This window comes from Weeksella sp. HMSC059D05, from assembly GCF_001809725.1.
Classification (GTDB): Bacteria; Bacteroidota; Bacteroidia; order Flavobacteriales; family Weeksellaceae; genus Weeksella; species Weeksella virosa.
In genome coordinates, this window is the sequence record NZ_KV798524.1 from 90,059 (window position 1) to 101,327 (window position 11,269).

Here is an 11,269-nt window from a genome sequence, read left to right on the forward strand (position 1 = left end):
ATTAGTAAATGACTTGAATTTTTTTCTCATATTCACATAATGAATGCATTATAATGATATAATAAAAAAGATAATTGAACACAAAAAAAGTAGAGCTATTAGTTGCTAATGAAAGAATAATAACGAACCCCATAAGGGCTGCTCCTCTAAAATATTTATTTTTTGTCTTTGAAATATTATAAATCATCAAAATTAATAAAGCTGAAAAAATTATAGTCCCTATATACCCAATTCTTATAAAAAGCTCAAGAAATCCGTTATGAGTACTTAAGATATGTCCCATTTCAGATTCAAACTTAGCGCCCTCAAAGCCAAGCCCAAACAATTCATGACCTTTCAATCGTTCGAGAGCCATATCATAAATTAAATCACGACCATTGTAACTCAAATACAGCAACCTTGAATCAACGTTAGAAAATAAGTAGTTGTATTTGGACATAACTTGAATAGCTATGTTAACAGCGTCATAAGACAAATAAATAACCAAAGCTAAAAAAAACAAATAGAGAGAAAACTTATACTTAACTCTATCAAAGTAAAGCGAGGTAAAATAAACTACAATACCTAAAATGAAAGCCATAAACGCACTCCTTGAGGCAAACATTATCAAACCCAATAAAACAATACTCAATAGAAGTATATAATAACGAATTTTATGTGGTATAAGTAAGCAGAAAGGAGTTAACATTATAAAAACATGTGCAGTAATATTAGGGTTCCCAAGCAAACCTGCGCTTCTTGTTAGAGACCAAGATTGAAAACTTATTAAAAAAAAAGGTAAAAAAAAGGTGATGTATTTGGTTAATTTTTGAAAATTCAACTCTATGCCCTGCCTTAAAAGAACGGAACAATAAGAATAAAAAATAAAATATAATACAACAGAAATGATAGCCTGCAAAAAATACAACAAGCTAATGATTTCTTGTAATAAAAAGCTTTGAATAACCACATAAGTGATTAGTAAAGTGAAAATAAAATCCAAAGCGTTTAATTTCCTCAACTTAAAGTTTAAAAGAAAAAGCAATATAAGATGAGCCAAAATCAAAGGAATTCTTAATAAGGATAATCCTGGAAACTGTAAAACGAAAATAATAAAGACAGAAATTACGATAAATCTCAACAGAAAACCCTCTCTATGTAACAAGTATTGTTTCAATTCTTATATTTTTTTAACTATAAATAATTTATCAGCTCCTTTATATGCTTACTTTTAATGAAGTCCTTTGCTTTATAATATATTTAATTTATGCTATTGGGATCTATCAAAAAACTCTTTCAGGGTTAGTTCTTGCACCCAAAATTTACCTTCATGAAATTCATAGCTATTCTCGGCGACTCTTTTATAGTAACCCGCGACTCCATCTATTACCAACTGTTCTGGGGTGTCAACACCTATAAATACCGAGCTCTCTATGATATAATATTGCTTTTCTTTCTCACTATAGAGCAAATCGGTGGCTAAGAAGGTTGCGTCGTATAGCTCTTTTACTTTGTATGCTAGCTCTAATGCTTCTGCCGGGATAGCTTTTTTCTCTACATTGCCAGCACCTGAAGCTTTAAAATCTCCTTTGTTTGGGTATCGATAATATCCTAGCAATTTATCACCTACAACCATTATCCGTAGATCGAAAGTTGCGTCATCTATAAACCCTTGGAATAGCACATAATCTTTCTGATTTTGATAAGCGAAATAGGTTTTCCTTCCTTTATGTGAGAACGATTGTTTAATTACTTTTTCGGCTTCTTCTTTGTTATTAATCTTGTCTACTCCATAAGAAGATGAACCCGTGGCTAGCTTAGAGATTAAAGGAAATTTGCAATGTTCTATATAAGCTAAAGCGTCTTCTTTTGAGTGCGTAACAAAGGTCGGTATTTCGGGTAAGTCATAACGCTGATACAGATAATGTGCATTTATTTTGTCTTCATAGGTCCAAATCTCATGAAAGTTAGGTAAACATTTGATGCCTAAAAGTTTTTCTAATACATAAATTTTATTTGTGGCAATATCTTGTGTCGAGACATCAGAACTTGTATGCCAAATAACTACATCATAGTTTTTTGCTTGTTCTTGCCAATCGCTCTTGTAGATATCGTAATATTCGTATTGTATGTTGTTGTTTTTGAGGAAGCGCTCGTATTTAGGATAGTATGAACGTTCTTTCACATATCCCTCGTAATCGTCCCCGTCTTTTACTAAACCTACTTTTATATTTTTATCAATCGAATTATCTAGTAATACGACTTCGGCCTTATTGAGCTCTTCATCTAAACGATCGAGTGGAATTAAGTCGTTTGTCGTCTTAATTCTTCTTTTGATGTAATATTTTTTGAGGAACGGTATCGAAAAAACAATATCTTTTATTTGGGTTCTGCTAAGCATTATTTTTATCTTTTTTGAAAATCATTAATTCTTTGATCTTTCACTATACCATTTTCTACAATTAAGGCGTTTTTTAATACCTCTGTAGGATTATCTTCTATTAAAAAGTCTATAGTTTTAGCAACTTCTTTACTCAAGCTTCTAGAGATTGTTTTATAAAAGATAGACGGCGTATGATCTACTGCATAATGCACTATACCATCGACTTCGTACGTCGGATTGTCCATGGTAGTAGGAATACATGTTTCTATTCCTCCGTTACGGTCACAGCTCACATCTATAATCAAAGCACCTTTTTTCATGCGTTTCAAATCTTGTTTATAAATAATATGATCCGTTCGTTTTGTGTCCCAAAGAATACAGTTTACTATTACATCATATTGATCTAACTCTTTCTGAAAAAGCTTTTCTGTTTTTCGATCATATACAGTGACATCTGCCCCCATAAAGGTGAGAATTTTCAATGCTCCTTTTCCGATATTTCCTCTTCCGATAATCGCAACTTTTGTATCATAAGGAAATACACCATACAAGGTATATGCATGCATGATTGCAGCTTCACCGGCTATTTCATTGTTTCGCCAAAATGTATGACGCCCATCTTCGAACATATCTTCCCATGCATAAGCTGTTAGGGAATTGTCAATCATGATATCTGTAATATCTCTATTTTGCACGGCATGTACCCAACCGTAAATAGTTTGATTTTTTAATTGTGGCAAATATGCTGCATCGCCTATTTTCCCATCGCAAATAATGTCTTTGCTCAGTACTTCTTCTTGGGATACAACATTTACTCCTGCTTGTAGATAGTCTTCATCACTATATCCTAAAACATCGCCATAACCTGTTTCGATATAAATTTGTTTTTTATGCTTTATTTTAGCTATATCAGATGGTATTAAACATCTTCTTTTCTCGTTATTTTTTTGACTTATTGGAAATCCAACTGTTTTCATTATTTGATATTTTTTATATATTTTATTATTTCGTCTGTATATTCACCCAAAAAAGGTCTTCCTGCGTATTGTGAAAAACGGATTGTTCTAGGGTTTTATTCTAAATAAAAGATTAAACTTTCTTTTTAATATAATTGTATGCCATACCTCCTCCCATTATCACTCTTGCTAATGTTAAGTTGATTGCAGCTCCTATAATCCCAAAATAGGATATGAGTGGATAAGCCAATACCAATCCTACAAGAGATGCCATTAATGTGTTTCTCATTACAATCTTATCTTTTCTGTTTACGATGAAATAATTCAATCCAAACACATCGTACAAAGTAATAAAGAATAAGCCTATTGAAAGAACAAGTAATACCCAAAAAGCATCAGCATCTTGAATGTTAAGATACCAAAAAACAATTTTATAAAATATTATTGGCGAAACTGCCAGAATTGCTCCTACTATAATCATTCCTTTCATATATTGTGCAAATCCAGCTTTGTTCCTATTTAGATATGGGAAAAACACACGAGAAATGACACTTATGACCATTACTCCTAAATCGATGATTTTTTTTATTGCATCGTACAATCCGACCGAACTTGTATTGGCTAAAACCCCTAATAAAAATGTACTTGTATTGTTGTACAGATTAGGTACAAACCGATTGATAAAAACAGGGAAGTTGCTTTTGAACGTCTGACGTATATATTTATTTTTGAGCCAAATGAATTTTAGCTTGTATTTTTTTATTAACAAATACTGCCCAATCAGTCCAGCGCCAATGTATCCTATACTATTGAGCAATGCATATTTCCAATAATCTTCTGGTGTTCTTACCAATATAAAAATACAAGCCGTGAAGAAAACCTTGATACCTACATTTAAGAAAGCTATAAATTTCATTTTCTCAATGCCCTGGAAAAACCATTCTGGGAATAGCACATAGCCAAAAAGCATCAATGCTGAACAAAAAAACACTGTCTTTTCTTCATAAAAAGGAAGATAGGCGAAAACAATGATCCCGATTATGAGCCATGAGAAAAGTAGTAAGATTGATTTTACGATCAATACTTTACTGTATATGATATTGATTTTTTGGGGGCTATCCCTGAAAACTGCCACATCTCTGGTTGCCGTAATGGTGAAGCTATAATCGGTTACCGAAGAAAAATATGCAATTAATGAGGCGGCTAAAACCACTACTCCATACTTATCAAACCCTACCGTTTTTATCATGTAGGGTAACACAACCAACGGAAGGATTAGATTAATCACCTGCAAAGCGCCTAAAGAGAAAAAATTCTCTATAAGTGATTTTGCATCTTTATTTTTCAGAAGTTGTTTGATTTTGTTTTTCACGAGAGTTTGTTATATGCTTTGAACCACTTTACAAATTCTTTCACTCCTTCTGCGATACTGATTGTACTATCATACCCTAGTTGATTCAGTTTTGTAGTTTCTGCCCATGTTCTTGGTACATCTCCTGCTTGCATCGGCATCATATTTTTATCTGCTACTTTACCCAATTCTTTTTCTAATGTTTCGATGAACTGCATTAAGGATACTGGCGATCCATTCCCGATGTTGAAAAGCTGATAATATGGATGCTCTTGATCTTTGGCTGGTGGATTTTTTAAGGAGATGATAATCCCATTCACTATATCATCGATAAACGTAAAATCTCTACTCATATCGCCGTTATTAAAAACTTTGATTGGTCGATTTTCGGTTATCGCTGTAACAAACAACATGGGTGCCATATCTGGTCGTCCGTACGGTCCGTACACTGTAAAAAAACGAAGTCCTGTTGTTGGCAATTGGTACAGATGACTGTAGGTGTGTGCTAGTAATTCGTTTGCTTTTTTGGTAGCTGCATACAAGCTTACAGGATAATCTACGCGATCCTCTTCCTCGAAAGGTGTTTTTGGGTTTTCGCCATAGACCGAAGAACTAGACGCATATACCAGGTGTTTTACCTTGGCATGACGACAACATTCTAATAAATTTACATAGCCTACTAAATTACTATCTACATAGGCCATAGGATTCTCTAAACTATATCGAACCCCTGCCTGTGCCGCTAAATGAATAACGGCATCAAACTGATGTTTCTCGAATAACGTTGGGAGCTTTTCTCGATCCTCTAGATTTAAGCGAATAAAAGAAAGATTTTTGTACGTGGTAGATTGCGTTTCTTTCGTCCAAACTTCAGCATCCTCTCTACGGAAGCCTAAGTCTTTTAATCGTGCGTATTTTAGATTTATGTCGTAATAATCGTTTATATTGTCTAAACCCACTACTTCATACCCTAGCTCCATTAATTTTTTTACGGTAAAATAGCCAATAAAACCTGCGACACCTGTAACTAAAACTTTTTGCATTTCTGATAAGCTCTAATCATTACCAAATAAATCTCTTGTATAGACTTTCTCTTTCACATCGTGTAATTCTTCTGCCATGCGGTTCGAGATAATTACATCGCATTCTTGTTTAAAGGCATTGAGGTCTTTGGTTACCCTTGATCCAAAAAAAGTTTCTTCTTGCATGGCGGGTTCATAAACAACGACTTCTATACCTTTTGCTTTGATGCGTTTCATGACGCCTTGTATTGCCGAAGCTCTAAAATTATCTGAACCCGATTTCATGATTAGGCGGTAAACCCCAACAATGTTTGGTTTTTTTGCTAAAACAGACTCGGCAATAAAATCCTTGCGCGTTCTGTTGGCATCTACAATAGCTTGAATGATGTTGTTCGGAACCGCATCGTAATTGGCTAATAACTGTTTGGTATCTTTAGGTAAACAATAACCGCCGTACCCAAAAGATGGATTATTGTAGTGCAACCCGATTCTTGGGTCTAATCCTACACCTTGTATTATTTGTTTACTATCTAAATTATAGGTTTGTGCATAAGTATCCAACTCATTGAAATACGCAACACGCAGAGCCAAATAGGTATTCGAAAAAAGTTTGATTGCCTCTGCTTCGGTCGAATGTGTAAATAAGATAGGAATATCTTTTTTTATAGCTCCTTCTTTTAATAAGTTAGCGAATACTTCTGCTCGCTCGCTTACTTCTCCTATAATAATTCTAGAAGGATAAAGATTGTCGTACAACGCTTTACCCTCTCTCAGAAACTCGGGAGAGAAAATCACATTCTCATACCCAAATCTATTTTTGATATCTTCTACGAAACCTACAGGAACGGTTGACTTGATAATTACAACAGCTTCTGGACAATAATCATTTACTTCTTGCAATACAGTCTCTACACTCGATGTGTTGAAGTAATTTGTTTTTTCGTCGTAATCTGTCGGGGTTGCAACTACCACATACGTTGCTCCTTCGTATGCTTCTTTTGCATCCAAAGTTGCCCTAAAATTCAATTCTTTATTCGCCAAAAAGTCAACAATCTCTTTGTCTTCAATTGGTGATTTTTTTTGATTTAAAAGCTCTATTTTTTCGGGAACTATATCAAGAGCAACCACTTCGTTGTTTTGCGCCAATAAAATGGCATTCGACAAACCAACATAGCCTGTTCCTACAACGGTTATTTTCATTACTTTTTTTCAGTTTATAATCTACTATCTGCTTGTTCCAAGATTCCTTTTACATCATAAACTACGCCAACTTCTTTCAAGAATTGACTCAGATCCAAATCCAAAAACTCTCTATGGGCAACCGTCAAGATAATAGCATCGAATTGTTTTTTATCGGATGAATCGTTTGAGGAGTGATCTGTGTCTGAGAAACATTCTTTGATATTTTGACAACTTTTGATTTCATACTCATGCATCACTTCTTCTGGGTTTGCCCAAGGATCGTAAGTTGTAACATCTATGCTATATTCTTCCAGTGCTCGAATCACATCTACTGCTTTGGTATTGCGTACATCGGGGCAGTTTTCTTTAAAGGTAATACCCAAATTCAGTACTTTGGCACCGTTTACTTTAATCCCTTTTTTGATCATGGCTTTCACTACTTGCGAAGCGACATACTCGCCCATGGAATCGTTAAGACGACGACCTGCTAAGATGATTTCGGGATGATAACCGTGTTCTTGTGCTTTTTGTGCTAAATAGTACGGATCTACACCAATGCAATGACCACCTACCAAACCTGGTTTGAAGGGTAAGAAATTCCATTTGGTTCCGGCTGCTTCTAGCACGGCATGCGTATCGATATCTAATAAATTAAAAATCTTTGCCAATTCATTGACAAACGCAATATTGATGTCGCGTTGAGAGTTCTCGATGACTTTGGCAGCTTCAGCTACTTTGATGGTCGGTGCTAAATGTGTACCTGCAGTAATTACTGATTTGTATAAATCGTTTACGATTTTACCTATCTCTGGAGTAGAGCCTGAGGTTACTTTTAGTATTTTTTCTACGGTATGTTCTTTATCTCCTGGGTTGATGCGCTCTGGAGAGTAACCTGCAAAGAAATCTTGATTGAATTTCAGTCCCGATACTTTTTCCAAAACGGGTACACATTCCTCTTCGGTAACACCAGGATATACGGTTGATTCGTAGATCACGATATCTCCTTTTTTCAGAACTTTACCGACTGTTTCTGATGATTTGTATAAAGGAGTTAGATCTGGTTTATTGTGTTTATCGACTGGTGTAGGAACGGTTACTACGTATATATTGGCATCTTTGATATCGTCTAAGTTTGCCGAACAAAATAATCCCTTAGTTTGTGTTGTATAAGGATTCTCTGTAACCAGTACAGATTGTAAAATAGCATCTTCAACTTCTAGTGTTGAGTCTGTACCGCTATTAAGTTCGGCAATTCGTGCTTGATTGATATCAAAACCTACTGTAGGGTATTTGGTTGCGAATAATCTCGCTAATGGTAATCCTACGTATCCTAATCCGATGACTGCTATTTTATGTTTGCTATTCATAATTTTATTTGTGTGTTTATTTTTTTGTTAAGTGTGAACGCGTGAACTGGGGAATCGGAGAATCGTGTAACTGTTTAATTGGTTAACTGATAAACTCTCTCCATGATTCATCTTCCTCAACGGTTAAACGAGTAACTGTGGAATCGGGGAATCGTGTAACTGTTTAATTGGTTAACTGATATACTCTCTCCACGATTCATCTTCCTCGACGGTTAAACGAGTAACTGTGGAATCGGAGAACTGTGGATTCGATTAATTGGTTAACTGATATACTATCTCAACGATTAAACTCTCTCCACGATTAAACATCCTCCTTACTCCTTCAAATTTTCCCAATACCATTTTACAGCTTCTTTTAGACCTTTCCCTATCGTATGCGAGGGTTGATAACCTAATAATCGCTGCGCTTTCTCTATCGATGCTAACGAGTGCGGAATATCTCCTACTCGGTTCGGGCCATGGATAACATCTACATTGGCAATCTCTACGTCGTATTCGCTTAGATATTCTTTCAGATATGCAACTAAGTCATTTAGCGTTGTTCGATCTCCTACAGCAGTATTGTAGACTGTGTTGATAGCTTCTGAGTTGGTTGTCAGCATTGCCAGCTCATTCATCTGGATTACATTGTCGATGTAGGTGAAATCTCTCGAATAATCACCTGTACCGTTGATGGTAGGCGATTTGTGGTTCATGAATTGTTTCACAAACAAAGGAATCACAGCTGCATACGCTCCGTTGGGATCTTGACGTCGTCCAAATACATTGAAATAACGTAAACCAATGCACGATAAACCATATGTTTTACTGAATACATCGGCATACAGTTCATTTACATACTTGGTTATAGCGTACGGTGACAAAGGTTTCCCGATGACATCTTCTATTTTTGGTAAACTTTCTGAGTCGCCATAGGTAGACGATGATGCTGCATACACAAAACGTTTGACTCTCGCATCACGAGCTGCTACCAACATATTGAGGAAACCCGACACATTGACTTCGTTGGAAGTAATTGGATCATTGATTGAACGAGGAACCGAACCTAAAGCTGCTTGATGCAACACATAATCCACTCCTTCTACTGCTTTTTTACAAGTCTCTAAATCACGAATATCTCCCTCGATTAATTGATAATTCGAGTTAGCAAAGAAAGGTTCGATATTGTGACGATGCCCTGTTGCAAAATTATCTAAACATCTTACTTGGTAGCCTTTGGCTAAAAAATATTCAGTGAGGTTAGAGCCGATAAATCCAGCTCCTCCGGTGATAAGAATCTTTTCCATGAATTGATTTTATTCTATACAAGTTAAAAGAGTATTCGCTCTTTTATACTATTTGATTGAAAACTCTTTATTTATTGAATTTTCTTCAATTTTAAATTTTCTTTTTCAAAAACAACTTTTCGTAATGAGGTACTCGAGAAACGGTGATCTCTGCTATTGTAATACAACTCGATTCCTTTCTCTTCACAATACTCTCGTCCAGTGAAATTCTTGTCTTTATATTCTTCTCCCAAAATACGAACATCGATTTTGAACGATCGTAAGATGTCTTCTAAGTCTTGTTCGGTTGCATAAGGAACAATCTCATCAATATATTTACAAGCTTTGAGTTGTATATAACGTTCAACCACGGTTTGAGTTGGACGGTTCTTTTCTGGACGGTCAATGGTTGGGTCGGTTTGTAAGCCAACAATCAAATAATCGCATTGGGCTTTTGCATCTTCTAGCATTTTCACATGTCCAGCATGCAGTAAATCAAAAGCACTGAACGTAATTCCTACTTTTTTGTTTTCCATAATCGATGTTTCTTAATAATAAAGTCTAGGTTGTAATTATTGTTATATTCTAGAATAGTCATCTTCTATTCTCACGATATCATCTTCATCAAAAGATTCGCCAAACTGTACTTCGATAAAAATTAAAGGGGTTTTTCCTATGTTTTCTATACGATGTTTTGCATTCAAAGGGATTTCTACTACTTGACCAGGATGATAAAGTGTTTCTACATCGTCTAATGTTACTTTTGCTTCACCTTGGATAATGGTCCAAACCTCTGCTCGATAACGATGATATTGGTACGATAAACGCGCACCTACATTCACCTCTATTCGTTTTACTTTATGGGTTTCAGTGGCCTCTAAAACATAATATGAGCCCCATGGTCGTTGTCCAATCTCCATCAGTGACTAAGAATTTAGGCTACAAATATACAAAAACTAGGACACGAAAAGTTAAGATAATTTGAAGAATAAAAAAAGCCTTTTAAAAAAAAGGCTTTTTTGTGGTGCCTCCAGGAATCGAACCAGGGACACAAGGATTTTCAGTCCTTTGCTCTACCAACTGAGCTAAGGCACCAACTCATCTGGGACTGCAAATATAAGGATTCATTTTTCATTTATCCAAATATATTTTTGTTTTTTCAGAAGTTTAGGAATTATCTTATTCGAAATCAATTTTATAAAAAAACCTTCCTACCAAAAAAATGGCAAAAAGGTTTCTGATACTTAGTATATGTTTACCTTAGGCTTGTGACGGAACGAAACGGTCGAATGCTTCTTGAATGATTTGCAAAGCTTGCTCTTTATCACCGTAACCTTCTACGACACAAGTTTTGTTTTCTAAATCTTTGTAAGTTTTGAAGAAATGCTCTACTGCTTTCAGCGTATGCGAATTCATATCCTCGATGTTCTCTAACTGATTCCATGTTGGGTCTGCTACTGGCACACAAATAATTTTTTCGTCGCGACCTTTGTCATCCGACATGTTCAATACGCCAATTGGCTTCACTTCGATAAGACATCCTGGGAATGTAGGTTCGGTTAAGAATACCAAAACATCCAAAGGATCACCGTCTAGACCTAGAGTATCGGGTACAAAACCGTAATCTGCTGGATAAAACATTGGTGAATACAATACACGATCGAAACGAATCATTCCTGTTTCGTGGTCCATTTCGTATTTGTTGCGAGATCCGCGTGGGATTTCGATGATTGCGTCAAATGTCATTTAAACTATGTTTTTTTA

General features: G+C 35.5%; 11 protein-coding genes and 1 tRNA gene. All 12 read right to left on the bottom strand.

Translation table 11 applies throughout. From position 1 onward, the window contains the following. Window position 1: 1 nt before the first annotated feature. The 12 genes from HMPREF2660_RS03030 to HMPREF2660_RS03085 all read right to left on the bottom strand — a co-directional run bounded on the left by HMPREF2660_RS03030 (window position 2) and on the right by HMPREF2660_RS03085 (window position 11,251). The gene (locus tag HMPREF2660_RS03030; RefSeq protein ID WP_070485586.1) at window positions 2-1,156 is read right to left on the bottom strand and encodes an O-antigen ligase family protein; all 1,155 of its coding nucleotides are present in this window, start codon (window positions 1,154-1,156) and stop codon (window positions 2-4) included. Between the two features lie 93 nt (window positions 1,157-1,249). After that, a complete protein-coding gene (locus HMPREF2660_RS03035) occupies window positions 1,250-2,380 on the bottom strand; it encodes an ATP-grasp domain-containing protein (protein WP_070485587.1) in 1,131 nt (376 codons plus the stop codon). A 5-nt stretch (window positions 2,381-2,385) separates the two neighbouring features. Then, window positions 2,386-3,339, bottom strand: a complete 954-nt coding sequence (locus HMPREF2660_RS03040) for a N(5)-(carboxyethyl)ornithine synthase (RefSeq protein WP_070485588.1) — start codon at window positions 3,337-3,339, stop codon at window positions 2,386-2,388. 112 nt (window positions 3,340-3,451) lie between these two features. Continuing rightward, complete coding sequence (locus HMPREF2660_RS03045) at window positions 3,452-4,690, bottom strand: oligosaccharide flippase family protein (protein ID WP_013598059.1); 1,239 nt, start codon at window positions 4,688-4,690, stop codon at window positions 3,452-3,454. Beyond that, window positions 4,687-5,712: an NAD-dependent epimerase gene (locus HMPREF2660_RS03050; RefSeq protein ID WP_070485589.1), complete on the bottom strand. Its 1,026-nt coding sequence runs from the start codon at window positions 5,710-5,712 to the stop codon at window positions 4,687-4,689. The genes HMPREF2660_RS03045 and HMPREF2660_RS03050 overlap by 4 nt, the downstream gene beginning before the upstream one ends. Window positions 5,713-5,724: 12 nt before the next feature. Continuing rightward, window positions 5,725-6,891, bottom strand: a complete 1,167-nt coding sequence (locus HMPREF2660_RS03055; RefSeq protein ID WP_070485590.1) for a nucleotide sugar dehydrogenase — start codon at window positions 6,889-6,891, stop codon at window positions 5,725-5,727. A 14-nt stretch (window positions 6,892-6,905) separates the two neighbouring features. Further along, on the bottom strand, window positions 6,906-8,240 hold the full coding sequence (locus HMPREF2660_RS03060; protein ID WP_070485591.1) for a nucleotide sugar dehydrogenase: 1,335 nt from the start codon (window positions 8,238-8,240) through the stop codon (window positions 6,906-6,908). Between the two features lie 314 nt (window positions 8,241-8,554). Then, entirely contained in the window at window positions 8,555-9,526 is a 972-nt protein-coding gene (locus HMPREF2660_RS03065) for an SDR family oxidoreductase (RefSeq protein ID WP_013598063.1), read from the bottom strand. A 71-nt stretch (window positions 9,527-9,597) separates the two neighbouring features. Further along, window positions 9,598-10,041: an adenylyltransferase/cytidyltransferase family protein gene (locus HMPREF2660_RS03070; protein WP_070485592.1), complete on the bottom strand. Its 444-nt coding sequence runs from the start codon at window positions 10,039-10,041 to the stop codon at window positions 9,598-9,600. A gap of 42 nt (window positions 10,042-10,083) precedes the next feature. Then, a complete protein-coding gene (locus HMPREF2660_RS03075; RefSeq protein ID WP_070485593.1) occupies window positions 10,084-10,425 on the bottom strand; it encodes a phosphomannose isomerase type II C-terminal cupin domain in 342 nt (113 codons plus the stop codon). Between the two features lie 102 nt (window positions 10,426-10,527). Next, a tRNA-Phe gene (locus tag HMPREF2660_RS03080) sits at window positions 10,528-10,600 on the bottom strand. 165 nt (window positions 10,601-10,765) lie between these two features. Next, complete coding sequence (locus HMPREF2660_RS03085) at window positions 10,766-11,251, bottom strand: inorganic diphosphatase (protein ID WP_013598066.1); 486 nt, start codon at window positions 11,249-11,251, stop codon at window positions 10,766-10,768. Window positions 11,252-11,269 lie beyond the last annotated feature (18 nt).

Excerpts from the sequence above, each read along its gene's own strand:
- HMPREF2660_RS03035 (WP_070485587.1), bottom strand. The coding sequence starts at position 2,380 with ATGCTTAGCAGAACCCAAATAAAAGATATTGTTTTTTCGATACCGTTC.
- HMPREF2660_RS03040 (WP_070485588.1), bottom strand. The coding sequence starts at position 3,339 with ATGAAAACAGTTGGATTTCCAATAAGTCAAAAAAATAACGAGAAAAGA.
- HMPREF2660_RS03050 (WP_070485589.1), bottom strand. The coding sequence starts at position 5,712 with ATGCAAAAAGTTTTAGTTACAGGTGTCGCAGGTTTTATTGGCTATTTT.
- HMPREF2660_RS03055 (WP_070485590.1), bottom strand. The coding sequence starts at position 6,891 with ATGAAAATAACCGTTGTAGGAACAGGCTATGTTGGTTTGTCGAATGCC.
- HMPREF2660_RS03060 (WP_070485591.1), bottom strand. The coding sequence starts at position 8,240 with ATGAATAGCAAACATAAAATAGCAGTCATCGGATTAGGATACGTAGGA.
- HMPREF2660_RS03065 (WP_013598063.1), bottom strand. The coding sequence starts at position 9,526 with ATGGAAAAGATTCTTATCACCGGAGGAGCTGGATTTATCGGCTCTAAC.
- HMPREF2660_RS03070 (WP_070485592.1), bottom strand. The coding sequence starts at position 10,041 with ATGGAAAACAAAAAAGTAGGAATTACGTTCAGTGCTTTTGATTTACTG.
- HMPREF2660_RS03075 (WP_070485593.1), bottom strand. The coding sequence starts at position 10,425 with ATGGAGATTGGACAACGACCATGGGGCTCATATTATGTTTTAGAGGCC.
- HMPREF2660_RS03085 (WP_013598066.1), bottom strand. The coding sequence starts at position 11,251 with ATGACATTTGACGCAATCATCGAAATCCCACGCGGATCTCGCAACAAA.